This is a genomic window from Tistlia consotensis USBA 355, from assembly GCF_900177295.1.
Classification (GTDB): domain Bacteria; phylum Pseudomonadota; class Alphaproteobacteria; order Kiloniellales; family DSM-21159; genus Tistlia; species Tistlia consotensis.
Map to the genome: position 1 here is coordinate 103,317 of NZ_FWZX01000012.1, position 17,815 is coordinate 121,131.

16 protein-coding genes are annotated in these 17,815 nt (G+C 69.5%); 7 read left to right on the top strand and 9 right to left on the bottom strand.

Going from position 1 to position 17,815, the window contains the following annotated elements; all coding sequences use genetic code 11:
* Positions 1-292 precede the first annotated feature (292 nt).
* The 6 genes from B9O00_RS15645 to B9O00_RS15670 all read right to left on the bottom strand — a co-directional run bounded on the left by B9O00_RS15645 (position 293) and on the right by B9O00_RS15670 (position 7,307).
* Positions 293-1,807, bottom strand: coding sequence for an FAD-dependent oxidoreductase (locus B9O00_RS15645; RefSeq protein ID WP_085123630.1), 1,515 nt, complete (start codon positions 1,805-1,807; stop codon positions 293-295).
* Positions 1,808-1,811: 4 nt separating this feature from the next.
* Positions 1,812-2,828, bottom strand: a complete 1,017-nt coding sequence (locus B9O00_RS15650) for an ABC transporter ATP-binding protein (RefSeq protein WP_085123631.1) — start codon at positions 2,826-2,828, stop codon at positions 1,812-1,814.
* Positions 2,825-3,841: an ABC transporter ATP-binding protein gene (locus B9O00_RS15655; RefSeq protein ID WP_235017137.1), complete on the bottom strand. Its 1,017-nt coding sequence runs from the start codon at positions 3,839-3,841 to the stop codon at positions 2,825-2,827. The genes B9O00_RS15650 and B9O00_RS15655 overlap by 4 nt, the downstream gene beginning before the upstream one ends.
* Before the next feature lie 36 nt (positions 3,842-3,877).
* Positions 3,878-4,717 (bottom strand): ABC transporter permease, encoded by an 840-nt coding sequence (locus B9O00_RS15660; RefSeq protein ID WP_085123632.1) that lies wholly within the window; start codon positions 4,715-4,717, stop codon positions 3,878-3,880.
* On the bottom strand, positions 4,714-5,655 hold the full coding sequence (locus B9O00_RS15665) for an ABC transporter permease (RefSeq protein ID WP_085123633.1): 942 nt from the start codon (positions 5,653-5,655) through the stop codon (positions 4,714-4,716). Before B9O00_RS15665 ends, B9O00_RS15660 begins: the two co-directional genes overlap by 4 nt.
* Before the next feature lie 86 nt (positions 5,656-5,741).
* Positions 5,742-7,307: an ABC transporter substrate-binding protein gene (locus B9O00_RS15670; RefSeq protein WP_159460230.1), complete on the bottom strand. Its 1,566-nt coding sequence runs from the start codon at positions 7,305-7,307 to the stop codon at positions 5,742-5,744.
* 248 nt (positions 7,308-7,555) lie between these two features.
* On the opposite strand from B9O00_RS15670, the gene B9O00_RS15675 reads away from it, so the two are divergent.
* From B9O00_RS15675 to B9O00_RS15685, 3 genes are read left to right on the top strand one after another with little or no spacing between them, the layout of a single operon-like run.
* On the top strand, positions 7,556-8,620 hold the full coding sequence (locus B9O00_RS15675; protein ID WP_085123635.1) for an ornithine cyclodeaminase family protein: 1,065 nt from the start codon (positions 7,556-7,558) through the stop codon (positions 8,618-8,620).
* 34 nt (positions 8,621-8,654) lie between these two features.
* Positions 8,655-9,443 carry an IclR family transcriptional regulator gene (locus B9O00_RS15680; protein ID WP_085123636.1) on the top strand — a complete coding sequence of 263 codons (789 nt, stop codon included), beginning with the start codon at positions 8,655-8,657 and terminating at the stop codon, positions 9,441-9,443.
* 10 nt (positions 9,444-9,453) lie between these two features.
* On the top strand, positions 9,454-10,572 hold the full coding sequence (locus tag B9O00_RS15685; RefSeq protein WP_085123637.1) for a 2-hydroxyacid dehydrogenase: 1,119 nt from the start codon (positions 9,454-9,456) through the stop codon (positions 10,570-10,572).
* 12 nt (positions 10,573-10,584) lie between these two features.
* On the opposite strand, the gene B9O00_RS15690 is transcribed toward B9O00_RS15685, so the two are convergent.
* Positions 10,585-11,343, bottom strand: coding sequence for an SDR family NAD(P)-dependent oxidoreductase (locus tag B9O00_RS15690; protein WP_200808532.1), 759 nt, complete (start codon positions 11,341-11,343; stop codon positions 10,585-10,587).
* A 202-nt stretch (positions 11,344-11,545) separates the two neighbouring features.
* Here B9O00_RS15690 and dctP point away from each other — a divergent pair, with 202 nt between their 5' ends.
* From dctP to B9O00_RS15710, 4 genes are all read left to right on the top strand, one after another.
* Positions 11,546-12,655 (top strand): TRAP transporter substrate-binding protein DctP, encoded by a 1,110-nt coding sequence (dctP, locus tag B9O00_RS15695; protein WP_085123639.1) that lies wholly within the window; start codon positions 11,546-11,548, stop codon positions 12,653-12,655.
* 72 nt (positions 12,656-12,727) lie between these two features.
* Positions 12,728-13,258, top strand: coding sequence for a TRAP transporter small permease subunit (locus tag B9O00_RS15700; protein ID WP_085123640.1), 531 nt, complete (start codon positions 12,728-12,730; stop codon positions 13,256-13,258).
* A 21-nt stretch (positions 13,259-13,279) separates the two neighbouring features.
* Complete coding sequence (locus B9O00_RS15705; protein ID WP_200808533.1) at positions 13,280-14,581, top strand: TRAP transporter large permease; 1,302 nt, start codon at positions 13,280-13,282, stop codon at positions 14,579-14,581.
* Complete coding sequence (locus B9O00_RS15710) at positions 14,578-15,336, top strand: SDR family NAD(P)-dependent oxidoreductase (protein WP_085123641.1); 759 nt, start codon at positions 14,578-14,580, stop codon at positions 15,334-15,336. The genes B9O00_RS15705 and B9O00_RS15710 overlap by 4 nt, the downstream gene beginning before the upstream one ends.
* 27 nt (positions 15,337-15,363) lie before the next feature.
* Here B9O00_RS15710 and B9O00_RS15715 read toward each other — a convergent pair whose 3' ends face one another.
* Positions 15,364-16,461 carry a LacI family DNA-binding transcriptional regulator gene (locus B9O00_RS15715; RefSeq protein WP_085123642.1) on the bottom strand — a complete coding sequence of 366 codons (1,098 nt, stop codon included), beginning with the start codon at positions 16,459-16,461 and terminating at the stop codon, positions 15,364-15,366.
* A gap of 143 nt (positions 16,462-16,604) precedes the next feature.
* Entirely contained in the window at positions 16,605-17,771 is a 1,167-nt protein-coding gene (locus B9O00_RS15720) for an ABC transporter substrate-binding protein (RefSeq protein WP_159460231.1), read from the bottom strand.
* Positions 17,772-17,815: the final 44 nt, after the last annotated feature.

Sequence of the window (17,815 nt, forward strand, 5' to 3'; positions counted from 1 at the left end):
GATTCCCGAGTCGCCCCGGCGCAGGGTCAATTCCACTGTCCTCGCGGGCGTGTCGATCGGCGTCGAACGCTCGATCTGCCCGTCACGAGACCAGTTTTTCAAGCCGCTTCACACCGAAGAACCACACCCTCTCCGGCCGGCGACGCGCGCCTGCGAGGCCATGCCCGCCCGAGCGCTGCCAGACCACCCGTCGGGACACGACAGTCGAAGGACGACAGGCACCGGTCCCGACGATCTCCGAGGAGGCGAACGACCGCGGCCGGCAGGCCGCTGCCGGCTTCCAGGCGCCCCCTCAGAGCAGATTCCTCACCTCGTCGAGGTAGAGCTCGACCTCTCGGTCCTGGCGTTCCTGCTCCCAGCCAAGCGTCGAGCCCACGAGCGCAGCGAGGGACCGAGCCAGCGCGCTGCCATGGCCGACGTCCCAGACCTTTCCGCTGCGCGCCCAAAGCAGGTCGCCGAGATGCACGACCTGCTCGTCCCTGGCGATCCGCAACCACTCGGAAGGCCCGAGCTCCGCCGCGAGCGGCCCTGTCTTCGCCAGCCCGCCGCCCCTGCGCGGCGGACCCGAGGGGGCGAGACGACGTCCCAAGGCCGCCAGGACGTCCCGGCCGGTCGAGCGATGGGCGCCGAGGGAGCCGTTCGTCAAAGCGAGGAAAGGCGGCCCGCCGACGGGTCCGAGGTCGTGCAGTGTCCGGTTCCGAAGGCCCATGAAGGTCCCTGGGTCGTGGGTCAGAGGGCGCAGGCCCGCCCAGCTGTAGAGAATGTGTCGCCGCTCCACAAAGAGGCCGGGCAGCTCCCGACCGGCGAGGCCGAGAAGCTGCTCGATGTCCCCGTCCGAAGCCCGCACGCGGTCGCGATCGCCGTCGTAGGCGGTCTCGGTCGGTCCGAAGAAATGGGCGTCGCGCCAGGGAAAGCAGTAGAAGGGGTGGCCGTCGGAGGTCATCGCCATCAGGCCCTGTCCGCGGAAGGCTTCCGGCAGCCGCACGACGACGTGGGCCCCCTTTGTGACGTCGACCGTCCGCCGGACCCGCGCCTCGGCTGCGTCGTTCACCTCGTCGATCCAGGGCCCGGCGAAGTTGAGCAGAGCCCGGCACCGGACGTCCGCTCGCGCCCGCCCGCCCCCGCCGGTGGCCGACTCGTCGGCCAGGGTGACCCGCCAGCCTTCGCCCTCGGCCGTGAAGTCGGTTACCGCCGTGTAGTTGAACGCGGCGGCGCCAAGGCGCTGCAGCTCCAAGGCCAGGTCGACGGCCAGTCGCTCGGGCCAGTCGAACTGATATTCCGTGTAGACGGCAACCGACAGCAGGCGGTCTCGGTCGCGCAGGAAGGGGGCGAAGGGCAGCTCCTCCAGCGCCTGCGCGGCCGGAAGCCGGCGATAGTCCAGAGGGACGCCGCCCTCGCCGAGCCCCTTCAGCAGCGTGAAAGCCGCGTCGAGCTGCCAGGGCCGGTAGGGACCGTCCGAGTAGATCGGCAACTGCATCGTGACGGGCCGCAGGCGTCCGCCGAGCTCGCCGACCAGCTCGGCCCGGGTTCGCATGGAGCGCCGCACCGTCCTCAGCGCCTGGGCCAGCCGCTTCGGGCGGAGCAGGAAGGCCGACATCGGCCCGCCAGGTGCGAGGTAGCGCAAACCGCAGTGGAGCAGCCGGCTCGAGCGGCTGGTCGACCCGGAGCCGTAGTCGCCGCGCTCGACGAGCAGCACGGAGTAGCCCGCCAGCGCCGCCTCGCGGGCGGCGGAGGCGCCGTTGATGCCGCCGCCGATGACGACGACGTCGAAGACCTGCCCGGCCAGCCCGGCGAGCCGCTGCGCCATGGCGTCAGACCGCGGCCCCGGTGTGGTGGCAGCGCGCGCGATGGCCCGGGGCGACCTCGACGGGCGGCGGCACGATCTGCCGGCAGGTCGCGTCGGCGAGGCCGCAGCGCGGGTGGAAGACGCAGCCCGGCGGCGGATCGATCGGGCTCGGCAGCTCGCCGAAGGCCGGGGCCTCAGCCGGGCGGCGGTCGGGATCCGGGATCGGCGTGGAGGCCAGGAGCATGCGCGTGTAGGGATGGCGCGGCGCCGCGAAGACCTCCCGGTTGGCGCCGACCTCGGCCAGCCGGCCGAGGTACATGATCGCGATCCGGTCGGAGACCACCCGCACGACCCCCAAGTCGTGCGAGATGAAGATCAGGGTCAGGCCCAGCACCTCCTTCAGCTCGTCGAGCAGGGTGATGATCTGCAGGCGGATCGAGACGTCGAGCGCCGAGACCGCCTCGTCGGCGATCAGCACCTCGGGGTCGAGGGCAATGGCCCGGGCGATCATGATGCGCTGGCGCTGTCCGCCGGAGAACTCGTGCGGATAGCGGTCGAAGTCCCGCCTCGACAGGCCGACGCGCTCCAGCAGATCGACGGCGCGGGCCTGGGGATCGCGGCAGAAGGAAGGCCCCTGAACGATCAGCGGCTCGGCGACGATGCTGCCGACCTTCTGCTTCGGGCTGAGCGAGGAGAAGGGATCCTGGAAGACGATCTGGACCTTGCGCCGGACCTTCTTCCAGTCGGCGGACGAGGCCTTGGCGAGATCGAGCCCTTCGGGCCCGAGCGAACGGTCCTGCGGCCGGAAGCGCAGCGACCCCGCGGCGGGCGTGTTGAGGCCCATGATGGTGCGCGCCAGGGTCGACTTGCCGCAGCCGCTCTCGCCGACGATGCCGATCGTCTCGCCGCGCCGGATCGTGAGCGAGAAGTCCTCGACCGCGTGAACCTCCCTGCGGCCGAGCCCGAAGAGGCCGTGCTTGACCGGGAAGCGGACCGACAGCCGGTCGATCTCGAGCACCGGGTCGGAAGCGGTGGTGCTCACGGACGCCCCTCCTGCTCGAGCCAGCACTTCGAGCGGTGGCTGGTGGAGACCTCGAAGAGTGGCGGGGTCCGCCCCCTGCAGAGGCCGAAGCCCGACTCGCAGCGCGGCTCGAAAGGACAGGCAGCGGGATTCTCGGGCAGGTCGGCGACCGTGCCGCGAATCGGCGTCAGGCGGCTGAAGGGCTCGCTCTCGATCGAGGGAACCGAGGCCAGCAGGCCACGCGTGTAGGGGTGGCGCGGCCGGTGGAAGATCTCGCGGACCGGCCCGCTCTCGACGACCTCGCCGAGATACATGACATGGACCCGGTCGGCGATCTGCGCGACGACGCCGAGGTCGTGGGTGATGAACAGCGTCGAGGTCCTGGAGCTGCGGCTGAGCTCGCGGATCTGGGTCAGGATCTGCGCCTGGGTCGTCACGTCGAGCGCCGTCGTCGGTTCGTCGGCCAGCAGCAGGCCCGGTCGGCAGGCCAGCGCCAGCGCGATCATGACGCGCTGGCGCATGCCGCCGGACAGCTCGTGGGGATACTGCCGTGCGCGCACCTCCGGCGAGGGGATGCCGACGAGGCGCAGCATCTCCAGCATGCGCTGCCAGGCCGCGCGCCGGCCCAGGCCGGTGTGGCGGCGGATCACCTCGACGATCTGGGCGCCGTTGCGATGGACCGGGTTGAGCGAGGTCATCGGCTCCTGGAAGATCATTGAGACGGCGGCGCCGCGCAGCCGCCGGAACGCGCGGCCGCGCGGGTCGAGCCGGGCGAGGTCGAAGACCTCCTCGCCGGCCCGCAGCAGGATCTCGCCGCCGACGATGCGCATCGGCGGTGTCTGCAGCAGCCCCATGACGGCGAGCGCGGTCACCGACTTGCCGCAGCCGCTCTCGCCGACCAGGCAGACGGTTTCGTTGCGCCGGATGTCGAAGCTGATGCCCTTGACGACCGGCTTGCGCTCGGCGCCCGAGACGACGGCGATCTCCAGGTCGCGGACCTGGAGCTGCAGGTCCTCGTGCAGGGTGGGTGTCACTGGTCGCTAAGCCTGTCCGTTTGCCGGGCCCGACGGTCAGCCGTAGTGCCGCGGGTCGACGACGTCGCGGATCGAATCGCCGACGAGGTTGAAGAAGACGATGGTCAGGAAGATCGCCGCGCTCGGCGCGAGGGCCATCCAGGGCGCGATCGGCAGGTAGTCCAGCCCGGACTTGATCATGTTGCCCCAGGTCGGGGTCGGCGGCGAGACCCCGATGCCGATGAAGGAGAGGCTGGCCTCGACCTGGATCGCCGTGCCTATCCAGAGGATCGCGACCACCAGGATCTCGCTGAAGATGTTCGGCACGATATGGACCGCGAGGATGCGGTGGAAGGGCGCGCTGACCGCCTGGGCGGCCTCGATGTACTCCTTGACCCGCACCGCCATGGCCGAGCCGTAGGCGATGCGCACGAAGCGCGGCGTCATCACGATGGTCAGGCAGAGGATCACCTTCTCCGTCCCCGACCCCAGGATGGCCATGATCGCGACGCCGAGGATCAGCGAGGGGAAGGCCATCAGAGAGTCGGCGACGCGCATGATCGCGACCTCGGCGTAGCCCCTGTAGTAGCCGGCGACCACGCCGAGCAGCGTGCCCAGCACCATCGCCAGACCGATCGAGACCAGCGAGATCAGGAGCGAGGTCTGGGCGCCGAAGATCACGCGGGACAGCACGTCACGCCCCTGGTTGTCGGTGCCGAGCCAGCTGGCGAGCGAGGGGCCGGCCAGGGTGCCGTAGGGCTGCTGGGCCAGGGGATCGCTGAGCGGCAGCAGGGGCGCCAGGGCCGCCAGCAGGACGATCGCCGCGATGCCGGCCAGGCCGATCAGGGCGGAGGGACTGGCCAGCAGCCGGGCACCGCCGGAGCGCCGCCCGCTCATCGGCTGCGGATCCGCGGGTTGACGACGCCGTACAGCAGGTCGGCGGTCATGTTCACCAGGATGACGATGCCGGCGTAGACGACCAGCACCGACTGCAGGCTGACGTAGTCGCGCTGGCGCATCGCCGAGATCAGCAGCCTGCCGAGCCCGGGCCGCGAGAAGATGATCTCGACCATCACCGACGAGCTGATCAGGACGATCACGTTGATCGCGCAGAGCGAGACCAGCGGGACCAGGCAGTTGGGCAGCGCGTGGCGCAGCACGACCCGCAGCTCGCCGATGCCCTTGGACCGGGCGGTGCGGATGTAGTCCTCCTGCAGGACGTTGAGCATCGAGGTGCGCATGACCCGCGTCACGTAGGCCATCATGATCAGGCCGAGCGTGAGCGACGGCAGCGCCAGATGCAGCAGTTGGTCGCTCAGGTCACCCGAGCGCCCGCCGCCGATCGCGGGGAATATCGGGACGTCGATGGCAAAGAGCAGCATCAGCAGGATGCCCAGCACGAAGCTCGGGATCGACAGGCCCGAGAGCGAGAACAGCCGCCCGGCGTGATCGACGGGCCGGCCCCGGCGGACCGCCGTGACGATGCCGAGCGGGACGCCGAGCAGCAGGCCGATCGCCAGCGAGCTGGCGGCGAGCGCGAGGGTCTCGGGCAGGGCCGAGGCGATCTGGTCGCTGACCGGGGCGCCCGACGACAGGGAGCGCCCGAGGTCGCCGTGCAGCAGCCCGCGCAGGGAGTCGAGGTACTGGCTCCAGAGCGGCCGGTCGAGGCCCATCTCCTGGCGCAGGCTCTGGACCGCCTCGGCGCTCGCGTAGTCGCCGAGCATCGCCGTCGCCGGATCGCCCGGCGCGATCCGCATCAGGCAGAACACGATCGTGAAGACGACCAGGCAGATCGGGATGACGTTGAGCGTGCGTCGGATGATCAGTTCGAGCATCGGCCGAATGGGAGCTTCGGGAAAAGGCGGGGGCCGGCGGAGCCGGCGCCAACCCCTGGAGGGCAGGCGCCGGCCGGGCACCGGGGCTAGTCGGAGAGGTAGACGGTCTCCGTGATCGGGATGAAGAACGCCAGGTTCGCATCGAGATCATAGCCGAGGTCGACCGTGTCCCGGACGCCCATGGCAACGCGCCCCTGGAACACCGGGATCGCCGGCAGATCCTCGAGGATCTGCACCGAGGCCCGCTTCCAGAGCTCGGCCTGCTTCCTGGCGTCGGTCGTCGCCTTGGCCTCCGCGATCAGGCCGTCGACGCCGGAATAGTGCGAGAAGTTGGTGTCCGGCTTCGAGCCCGCCGTGATGTCCGAAGAGGAATCGTAGAAGCGGGTCAGGAAGACGTCGGCGTTCGGCCGCCAGGCCATGTAGTGGACGATCTGGCTCGCGTCCTTGCGGATCAGCGAGTGGAAGGTCGGGTGGTCGACGACCTTCAGGTTGAGGTTGATGCCGGCCTTCCTGAGCTGGGCCTGGATGTTCTCCATCGGCCGCAGCATGACCGCCAGCTCGGTGTGGACGACGTCGAGGCTGATGCCGTCGGGATAGCCTGCCTCGGCCAGCAGGGCCTTGGCCTTGGCGATGTCGGTCGGATAGTCGAGGCCCTTGGCCCTGACCTCCTCGGTCGTCAGGCCACCCGGCAGGTACTCGCCCGGGAAGGGCGCATAAAGCGGCGTCGCCGTCTCCGCGCCGATCGCCGCAACGACGGCTTGGCGGGACAGCGCATAGGCGATGGCCTGCCGCACCCTGATGTCGTCGAGCGGCTTGCTCTTGGTATTGAGGAACAGGATCGAGGCCGAGCCGGGGCCGAAGACCTTGACCGAGATGCCCGGGTAGCTGCGCATCAGCTTGACCCAGCTCTCCTCGCTGCTGCCCTGGATCAGGTCGAGCTCGCCGGTGCGGAGGCCGATGCCGCGCGCCGAGACGTCCGGCATGAACAGCAGCTCGACGCCGGGCAGCTTCGGCTTGCCGCGGAAGTAGCGCTCGTTGGCGACGAAGCTGATCCGCTCCTTCGGCACGTAGTCCTTGAACATGAAGGGGCCGGTGCCGACCGGATGCAGTCGGAAGCCGTCGGGACCGAGGTCCTCGTAGGCCTTCTTGGAGACGATGAAGCCGCCAGCATAGTTCATGACCTTGGCCAGGAACAGCGTCTCCGAGACCGGCTGCGCCGTGTCGATCTCGACCGTGTACCTGTCGAGCGCCTTGACGGTGAAGCCGTCGTATTCGCTGGCGTAGGCCGAGGTCTTCGGATCCATCGCCTTCTCCAGGGAGAAGACGACGTCGTCCGCGGTCATCTCGTAGGCCGGGTGGTCCTTCCAGGGATGGAACATCACGCCGTGCCGCAGGTGGAAGACCCACCGCTTGCCGCCGTCGCCGACCTCCCACGATTCGGCCAGGTCGGGCTCGACGGTGCTGATGTTCGCCTGGCCCGGCGGCACCCGCACGAGGCCGTTGAACAGCATGTCGGCGATCGCCCGGTCGACGTGGGAGGAGCCGCGATGCGGATCGAGCGTCGCGATGTCGCCGATGTCGTAGGCCATGCGCAACGCCCGGTCCGCCGCCTGGGCCGTCGAGAGCGTGACCGCCACCAGAAGGCAGGCCATCGCAAGGGACGCGAGTACTTGTCTCACCGTGAGCCCCCTTTTCCGAATAATGGACTTTATGTTGCCAATATCAGACTTCATGAGTCACGGCTTTCATCGACTTGTCAAGAACCCGAGCCCCGAAAAATCCGCAGAACCAGGTACTGTTCTCCCGGTCACAAGCGGCTTGACTTTGCCCGGCGGCGCGGTACGGAATTGATCAATATGGACTTATAAGTCCGATATACGGAAATCAATCGAGGTATGGCATGTCCAAGCAGGAGTTTCTCTTCCTGAGCCAGGAGGAGGTGGTGGAGTTCGGCGGGGCCGACATCGCGGCCACGGTGAAGGACGTCGACCGGGCGACGTCGCTGCTCTATCGCGACCTCGCCATCGAGGCGACGACCGCCACGCTGTTCTGGGACCTGCCGCTCGAGGACCTGCGCCGCAGGGTCGGCTACGCCGGCACCAAGCGGGTCAACATCCACGCCGCCTTCCTCGACGACGACGGCGTCAGGAAGGTCGGCGTCAAGAACATCCCCAGCAATCCCGAGAACCCCGCCAAGGGCCGCGGCCCCCGCGCCTCCGGCCTGCTGACCATGCTCGATCCGGAAAGCGGCTATCCGATCGCCCTGATGGACGCCGCCGTGATCAGCTGCATCCGGACCGGGGCGCTCGGCGCCCTGGGTGCCAAGTACCTGCGGCGCTCGGGGCCCTGCCGGCTCGGCCTGATCGGGACCGGGCCGATCAACCGCGCCGCCCTGGACGCGACGGTCGAGGTCTGCGGCGCGGATCTCGTCGACTGCCTGGTCTACGACCTCGACGGCGCGCGTGCCGCGGCCTACGCGAAGCGGATCGTCGCGAAGCACGGCCTGGCGGCGCGCGCCGTCGACAGCGCCGAGGCCGCCGTGCGCGACTGCGACATCGTCATGCCGGCGACCACCCTGACCGACCCCTCGCAGGCCTACATTCCCTACGACTGGCTGAAGCCGGGTGCGCTGTTCGTCGACCTGTCGATCTGGGACGCGACCTACGAGGTCTTCGCCAGGGCCGACAAGCTCTATGCGAACTCGGCCCAGTCGCTGGAGCGCAAGAACCTCACCCCAGGCTGCCTGGTCGACCAGGGCGTCGTGCCGGCGGACCGGGTGCTCGACCTCGGCGGCGTGCTGACGGGCGAGGTCGCCGGACGCGACGACGACGGGCAGATTATCGTCTATTTCGCCCGCGGCATGGCCATATACGATGCGATCTGCGGCCATCGGGTCTATCAGATGGCCCTCGCCAAGAAGAGCGGGCAGTTCCTGACGCTGTGGGACGAGCCCTACCAGTACTGAGCCGCGGGAGCCAGCCGGGGGAGCCAGCCGGGGGATGTCGAGCGTCACCAAGGAAGAGCGGAAGCCGTCGGCCGAGATTGCCAAGCGGCAGACGACGATCGGCAAGAGCGTGGAGATCCTCCACATCCTGGCCGAGGGCGAGACCCGCTTCTCCAACATCCAGAGGGCGCTCGGCTACGGCAATGGCACGACCCACCGGCTGCTCAAGAGCCTGCTCGACGCCGGCCTGATCGTCCAGGACCCGGTCTCCAAGGACTACCTGCTGTCCAACGAGATCCTCAAGCTCGCCGCCAAGATCGAGGACGGCTTCGCGCACATCAGCCTGATCGCGACCCGTGAGATGGAGCGTCTGCGCGAGGAGTCCGGCGAGACCGTCTGCCTGTGCAAGCGGGTCGGCCTGCGCAAGATCATCGCCGAGGAGCTGGCCAGCCAGCACGGCATCAAGTTCGAGTACGGCAAGGGCTATTCCTCGTCGTTCCACTCCGGTGCGACCGGCGTGGCCCTGCTCTCCCTGCTCGACGAGGCCGCGGTCGAGAAGCTGCTCGACAAGGCCGAGCTGGTCCAGGAGACGCCGGACACGGTGATCGACCGCAGCCGGATCCTCGCGCGCGTCGCCGAAGCGCGCCGGAACGGCTACGCCGTCAGCTACGGCGAGGTGACGCCCGGCACCGCTTCCCTGTCGGTGCCCTTGCAGGACGGCACCAGCTCCTTCGCGCTCACCGTCGTCGGCCCGGCCAACCGCTTCTTCCCGAAGTCGATGCTCGAGGCGACTCTCGCCGCTGCACGGCGCATCGAGGGCGCGATCAACGCCCAGCGGCACTGACGCCGCCGGCATGGCCGCCGTGCCGACCGCCGTGCCGACCGCCGGGCCGACCGCCGTGCCGACCGCCATGCCGGTGATCACGATCGCCGACGACGATCCGATGATGCAACTCGTGCGCTTCGCGCTCGAAGGCGATCGGGTGCTGAGCGAGGACTGGCTCAGGGACTACTTCTCACCGGAGCCGGTGACGGCCTCGGACGTCACCGGGATCGGCCGACGTTGCAGGCTCTTCGGCCGCTGCGAGGTGCGTTATCTTTCGCGCGAGGAGGAGCCGCGGCTGGCCGAGCTCAGCCGCGGCTCGGACGCCATCGTCTGCCGGCGGGCCGTGATCGATGCGGCGGTGATCACCGCATCGCCGAGCCTCAGGATGATCAACCGCCTCGGCGAACGCGCCACGGGCATCGACCTGGTGGCGGCCCGCGCCGCCGGCGTCACGGTCAATTGCATCGCCCGCCCGACCCTCGCCTACACCGCGGAGCACGCCATCCTGCTGATGCTGGCGGTCGGCAAGGCGCTGGTCGAAGCCGACAAGGCGACCCGCGCGGGCCGCTACGACCGCGGGAAGGTGCACCCGATCGACGGCGTGGCCTACAACTGGCCCGGCCTCGCCGGCCTGACCGGCCTCTACGGCAAGACGCTCGGCATCGTCGGCCTCGGCGAGGTGGGCACACTGGTCGCGCGGCGCGCTGCCGCCTTCGGCATGCGTCTTCTCTACAGCAAGCCGAACAGGCTGGGCGAAGAGCAGGAGCGCCGGCTCGGCCTGGGCTACCGATCCTTCGAGCGCCTGCTGGAGGAAGCCGACGTCGTCTCGCTCCATGCCCGGGCCGTGCCGGAGACGCGCCATCTCTTCGACCGGGCGGCCTTCCGGCGCATGAAGCCCGGCGCGATCTTCGTCAACACCAGCCGTGGCTCGCTGGTCGACGAGGAGGCCCTGGCCGCGGCTCTGGAAGGCGGCTGGATCGCCGGCGCCGGCATCGACAACCATGCCGTGGAGCCGCGCCCGGCCGGCGACCGGCTGGCGCGTCTGCCGAACATCGTCATGACGCCGCACATCGCCGGCGGCTCCCGCCACGCCCTGCTCGAGGAGGTCGAGCAATTGATTCCCCGGCTCGAACCAGCCGGGGGATAGCGGCCTCCGGGGTCAGAAACTGGCGCGACCGCCCGAGATGTCGAAGACCGCGCCGGTCGAGAAGGAGCATTCAGGCGAGCAGAGCCAGGCGACCAGGTTCGCGATCTCGCCTGGCTCGACGAAGCGCCCCATCGGCACGTTGGCCAGGAGCTTCTGCCGGCGGTCGTCGTCGAGCCTGCCGAAGATCTCGGTCTCGCTCGCCGAGGGCGTGACGGCGTTCACCAGCACGCCGCTGCGGGCGACCTCCTTGGCCAGCGACTTTGTCAGCGCGATCTGGCCCGCCTTCGACGCCGCGTAGCCCGAGACGAAGGGATTGCCGTCCTTGCCGACGACCGAAGCGACGTTGACGACCCGTCCGTAGCCGTTGCGGACCATCTCCGGGACGATCGCGCTGCAGCAGTTGAAGGTGCCGGTCAGGTTGACCGCCAGGACCGTCTCGAAGGCCTCGTGCGGATAGTCGCCGACCGCCGCCCGCGGCCCCAGGATGCCGGCATTGTTGACCAGGATGTCGACTCGCCCGAACCGGCTTCGCGTCTGGTCGGCGGCGCCCGACACCTCGTCGGGGTTCGAGACGTCGACGCAGTGGCAGGAGACGCGCGCCCCGGCCGCCAGCTGCCCGGACGCGGCTTCGAGCACGGCCTGGTCGCGGGCCCAGAGGCTGACCGCTGCGCCGTCGGCCAGCAGCCGGCGCGCCACCGCGAGTCCGATGCCCCGGCTGCCGCCCGTGACGACGGCGCACTGCCCTGCGAGCCGGCTGGGGTCTCCGTTCACCATGGCTTTCCGGAATCAATAACGTTTTCACATATGGCGGGTCGCCGCCATTTGCGTCCGTTTCCTACATCATGCGGTTCTGAACTACAACCTCCTCACCTGCGCCAATGGAGCACAGGCAAGCTGCGCCGAGATGGTTGTGAACGTTTTCACAGCATGTTATAGCTGCGGAAACTAAGCGTCCAAGGGAGGAAATGAGAGAATGCTCGGCTTTCCGAAGCTCAGGAAGATCACCGCCGGCCTGACGTTTTCCGTGGCAGCGCTGGCGGCGGTGGCGCACGTGCCGCAGGCCCTGGCCGAAACGAAGCTCGTCTACGCCGGCTACATCACGCGCTCGGCGGTCGCCACGACCCTGGACGAATGGTTCATGGATCAGGTCGAGCAGAGGAGCAACGGCCGCATCACCTTCGAGCGCTACTACTCCGGCGCCCTGATGAAGGCGCGGGATCTCTTTCCGGGCCTGACCAACGGCGCGGTCGACATCGCGACCGGGGCGCCGATGGCCTACAACCCGCAGAGCTATCCGCTGTCGAACATCATGATGCCCTACATCACCGACAAGGCGGACGCCGCAACCAAGGCGATCATCGAGCTCTACGGCTCGAACGAAGAGATCAAGCAGGAGTACGAGCGCCAGGGCATCAAGATGCTCTGGTCCCTGGCCTTTCCCGACGGCGCGATCTGGAGCAACCGGCCGATCCACGAGCCCGAGGACCTGCAGGGCGTGCGCATCCGCGCCGTCTCCGGCATCGGCTGGGCGATGGAGAAGCTGGGCGCATCGCCGGTGCCGATGAGCTTCACCGAGGCGGTCGAGGCCCTGAATCGCGGCGCCGTCGACGCGGTCACCAACGCCCCCTTCGACAGCGGCGTCAACGTCGGGCTCCCCAAGGTCGCCAAGTACGCGACCGACGCCGGCCGCCTCGGCATCAACGGCATCTCCGTCACGGGCATCAACAAGGCCCGCTTCGAGGGACTGCCCGAGGAGGACCAGGCGGTGATCCTGCAGGTAGCCGCCGAGGTCCCGGGCCAGTTCGCCAAGGTCGTCAATGCGGCGATCGAGAAGGCGGCCCGTCGCATGGTCGAGCAGGGTGGCGACATCCAGGTCTCGGTCAGCACCGACGCGCAGGCCGCGAAATGGAAGGCCGCGGTCGCCGACACGCTGCGCGGCCGCTACATCGAGTCTGTCTCGAGGGTGACCAAGAACGGCGGTGCGATCTACGACCAGTTCGTGGCACTGGTGCGCAAGCACGAGCCGGACTCGACCTACACCCCCGGCCTCGAGGCCTACCTGAAGGCGGCCGGCAAGCAGTAGGCTCCGCCGCGGGCGCCGTCCCCGCCGGCGGGACGGCGCCCGGACAGCGCGCGCGACCGGACGGGGGACTCGATGCGTTTCCGGCTGCTCCAAGCAATCTCTCGGTTCAACATCGCCCTGGGCTCGGTCAGCGGCTTCGCCACCGGCCTGATGATGTGCGTCATCGTGATCGACGTCGCCGGGCGGGCCTGCTTCTCCTCCCCCCTGCCCCTGGCGACGGAGATCAGCGTGCTGCTGCTGATCATCAAGATCTTCCTCGGCATGGCCGGCGCCCAGGCGACCGATTCGAACTTCCAGGTGACTCTGGTCATCGACCTGCTCTCGCCGCGCTGGCGCCGCTACCAGCGCGTCTTCTCGCTCGTCGTCACGCTCGCGGCGGTGGCGATCATCACCTGGCTGTCGATCGGCTACGCGATCACCTCGACCCGCCAGGGCGAATCCTCCTTCGGCGTCTATCCCTTCCCGATCTGGCCGGAGCGGATCATCCTCGCCGCCGGTCTGGTGTTCCTCGTGCTGCAACTGGTGACCGACCTGATCGTCACAACGCTGGGCGGCGACGAGGCGCTGAAGGCCGGCCTGCCGAAGCACGATGCCTCCGTCTGACGCAGCCCCGGAAGCCCTCCAATGACCATGACAGACCTCACGCTGGGGCTTGCGCTGCTCGGCGGCATGCTGACGCTGCTGATCGCCGGCGTGCCGATCGGCTACGCCCTGCTGACCGCGGGCCTCGCCGGGCTCGTCCTGACGCGGCCCTTGCCGGCGGCCGAGTTCCTGCTGTCGACCTTCGCGCATTCGGCCTCGGCGCACCTCGCCTACGTCGTGCTGCCGCTGTTCCTCTTCATGGGGCACATGTGCTTCTCCGCCGGCATCGGGCACAGAGCCTTCGACAGCGCCCGCGTCTGGGTCGGGTCCCTGCCGGGCGGGCTCGCCATCACCACGGTCTTCGCCTGCGCGGGCTTCGCCGCCGTCTCCGGCTCCAGCCTCGCGACCTCGGCGACCGTGGCGCAGGTCGCGGTGCCGCGCATGCTGCGCGAGGGCTACAGCCAGGCCATCGCCTCGGGCACCGTCGCCGCCGCCGGCACCCTGGGCGTGCTGATCCCGCCCAGCGGCCTGCTGATCGTCTACGCGATCTCCACCGACACCTCCATCGTCGACCTGTTCCTGGCCGGCATCGTGCCCGGCGTGATGACCGCGCTCTTCTACGCCGTCATGCTCTTCGGCTGGGTCAAGCTGGTGCCCGGCGCCGGACCCTCGCACTCGATCGGCCGCACCAGCTTCCGGGCCAAGGCGCGCGCCGTCGTCGAGAGCTGGGAGATCGTGATCCTGTTCCTGATCGTCATGGGCACGATCTACCTCGGCATCGGCACCGCGACCGAGGCCGCCGCCTTCGGCGCCGCCGGCGCGCTGGCGATCGTGCTGTTCCGCGGCAAGGACCGCTGGCGGATCGTCTGGCGCGGGCTGATCGACACCGGCGTCACGACTTCCTGCGTCTTCCTGCTGGTCATCGGGGCCGGCCTCTTCGGCTTGGCCCTGACGACGACCCAGGTGCCGCAGCACTTCACGCTGTGGCTGACCCACTTCGATCTGCCGGTCTGGCAGCTGACGGTGGTCCTGCTGCTGCCCTACTTGGTGCTCGGCCTGTTCGTCGACGGCATCACGATGATGCTGCTGACCCTGCCGATCATCTTCCCGGTCGTGCAGCACGCCGGCATCAATCCCGTGCTGTTCGGCATCCTGGTCACGAAGTGCGCCGAGATCGGCGCGATCACGCCGCCGGTCGGCCTGAACATCTTCGTGGTGAAGAACACCGTCCCGGAGATCGACCTGCTGCAGGCCTTCCGCGGCTCGATCCCCTTCGTGCTCGTCGAGCTGCTGATCATCGGCCTGCTCATCGCCTTCAACGACATCGCACTGGTGCTGCTATGACCTCCTCCCTCCTCGAGAACCGCGTCGCCGTCATCAGCGGGGCCGCCCGCGCCCGCGGCATCGGCCTGGCGACGGCCGAACTCTTCGCCCGGCAGGGCGCCAGGGTCGCGATCCTCGATCTCGAGGCCGAGGCGCCCGAGGCGGCGGCCGCGAAGATCGGCTGCGGCGCCATCGGCCTCGCCTGCGACGTCACCGACCCGGAGGCCTGCACCGCGGCCATCGAGCGCGCCGTCGCGGAATGGGGCCAGGTCGACGTGCTGGTCAACAACGCCGGGCTGACCCAGCGCCGCCGCCTCGCCGAGGTCACGGCCGACGACTACGAGCTGGTCACCGGGGTGATTCTCAAGGGCACAATGCAGCTGACCCAGGCTGCCCTGCCGCACATGCCGCGCCAAGCCGGAGCGGCGATCGTCAACGTCGCCTCGCTGTCGGCGCTGCAGGGCGGCGGCGTCTTCGGCGGCCCGCACTATTGCGCGGCCAAGGCCGGGGTGCTGGGCCTGACCCGGGCGATGGCGCGCGAGCTCGGGCCCGAGGGCATCCGGGCCAACGCCGTCGCGCCGGGGCTGACCCTGACGGACTTCTCCCGCGGCGCGAACTCCGACGAGAACAAGCACGCCGCGGCGAAGGCCTATCCCCTGGGCCGTGTCGGACGCCCGTCCGAAATCGCCCAGGCCTGCCTGTTCCTGGCCTCCGAGATGTCCTCCTACGTGACCGGCATCACGCTGGACGTGAACGGCGGCGCCTACATCCACTGAGCGGCGCGGACCGGCGCCGGGCGATGCTCAGCCCCGGTGCAGCCGCCCCGGCGCCTTCGGCGCGGCGACCGACCGGCGCTCGATGAGGCGCGTCTCGTAGAGGCGGGCGATCGTCGGACCGTCATCCGGGCCGCCGCCCCGCCGCGCGTCGATCCGCTGGAGCAGGCGCCCGGCGGCGTCGCTGCCGACCCGGGCGAAATCCCAGTCGATTGCCGAGATCGGCGGATTCCCGAAGCGGGTCAGCTCGTTGTCCCCGATGCTGACGATCGACAGATCCTCCGGGACCGCGAGTCCGGCGGCCGCCATGTACTGCAGCACCTCGGCCAGCAGCTGGGACCCGAGCGAGATCACGGCGGTCGGCGGGCTCGCCAGGCGCATCAGCGCCATCGCGGCGTTGAAGCCGCTGTCGACCGGGCCCTGCACCTGGCGCACCAGGTCCGCGCCGTCGGTCACGCCGAGCTCGGCGCAGAGCGCGAGGAAGCCGTCGACGCGGGCGGCGGCCGGCCGCGCCCCGATCCCGGGCGTGACGACGCCGATGCGGCTGTGCCCGGCGGCCCTCAGGTGTTCCGCCGCCAGGCGCACCCCCTGGCGATGGTCGACGCAGAAGGTGTCGTTGTCGGGCTTCTCGCGCTCGATCTGGACGGTCGGGATGCCGACCTCCGCGATCGCGGCATTGACCTCCGCTCGGTCCTGCGAGCCGGTGATGTAGACGATCCCGTCGAAGCGGTAGCGCCGTGCCGTGGCCAGGGCCGCGAGTTCGCGACTCTCGACATTGCCGGTGCTCATGGCGACCATCGAGTAGTCGCTGTCGTTGAGCTTGCGCTGCACCGCCGCGATCAGCCGCGCGTAGAGGGGGTTGCCGATGTCCGTCAGGATGCAGGCGACCATGCGCGTCGTCTTCCGGCGCATGTTCTGCGCCGCCATGTTCGGGACGTAGTTGAGCTCGGCGACCGCCTCGCGGACTCGCTCGGCCTTCTGCGCGTTCACCCGCGTCGTGTTGTTCAGCACCCGCGAGACGGTGCCGATCGACACGCCGGCGCGCTCGGCCACGTCCTTGATGGTCGCCGAGCGCGCACCCGGACGGCGCCCCGTCGGTCCCTCGCCCCTCTTGTCGTCGCCCGTCATTCAGGCTTCTCGTCCTGCCGGCGGAAGCCGGCGATCCCGTGGCTGCCGACCGGGAGTCTCCGCGGGATCGCAGCGGCGAGTCAAACCGCCCCGGCGAGGAACGCCGGCGGCCCCGCCGCGGCGGGGCGCCGGCGCTTCCGGACTCACTCGCTCCAGTGCTTCAGCAGCTCGACCTTGCCGGCCGCGCCGTCGACGATCTTGGCGTAGCCGAAGGTCGTCGGCCCGGCGTGGTGCCCCGGCGCGTAGGTGACCGGCGGGATGACGCCGCAGTCGTAGGTGCCGAGCGACTCGAGGGCGTCCATCAGCTTCGCCCGCGTCGGCTCACCGTCGATCTTGCGCAGCGCGGCGACGAACAGCCTGGCCCCGGCCATGCCCATGAAGGACCAGTAGCCGGGCGCGGTCTGCGGCGCGAACTCCTTCATCGCGGCGACCGCCTCCCTGACCGCGTCGGTGTCCATCGTCTCGAGCGCGGCGTAGAGGTTGATGATCATGCCGTTCAGCGCGGAGCCGCCGAGCTTCATGCTGACCGCGTCGGCCATCAGCTGCGGGGCCAGGAAGATGCTGCGCCACCCCAGCTTCTGCGCCTCCAGCATGAAGAGGGCGCCGTGCTTCGGGATCACCGCCATGATCACCGCGTCCGGATGGCTGTCGCGCAGGGCCAGGGCCTGGGCGCTGACGTCCACGTCGCTCGGCACATAGCTGGCGCGGCCGACGATCTTCAGCCCCGTCTCCTTCGCGTAGGCCTCGACGCCCTGCATCATCTCCTTGCCGTACTGGTCGTCCTGGTAGAAGACGGCGAAGGTCCCGGCGCCCATCTGCTCGTGCGCATAGGCCGCCAGCGAGCGACCGTGAGAGGTGCCGAGCGGCGAGATCGGAAAGACCACGCGCTCGGTCGGCGTGTTGATGCTGGGATGGCTGCCAAGCGGCCCGAGCAGCGGCACCCCGCGCTGGGCGAGAAAGGGTATCGCCGCGACGGTATTGGTGGTGCCCAGCGTTCCGACGATGGCGAAGACGCCGTCGCGGTCGACCAGCTTCTTGGCCGCGGCCACGGCCTGCTGCGGATTGTAGCTGTCGTTCTCGAAGGTGATCTCGATCTTGCGGCCGTCGACGCCGCCGTTCTTGTTGATCCACTTCAGGTAGGCGTCGATGCCGTCCCTATACTGCGTCGCGCCGGCGGACAGGCCGCTCTGCAGGGGCAGGAAGGAGCCGACCTCGATCCTGTCCTTCGATACGCCGGGATCGCCGGCAAGCGCCGGGCTCGCGGCGGCCGCCAGGACACCGGCCAGCACCAGTGCTCCGACCTTGAACATGCTCCCCATACCGTCTCCTCCTCAGGTTTCCCGTCCCCGTTCCG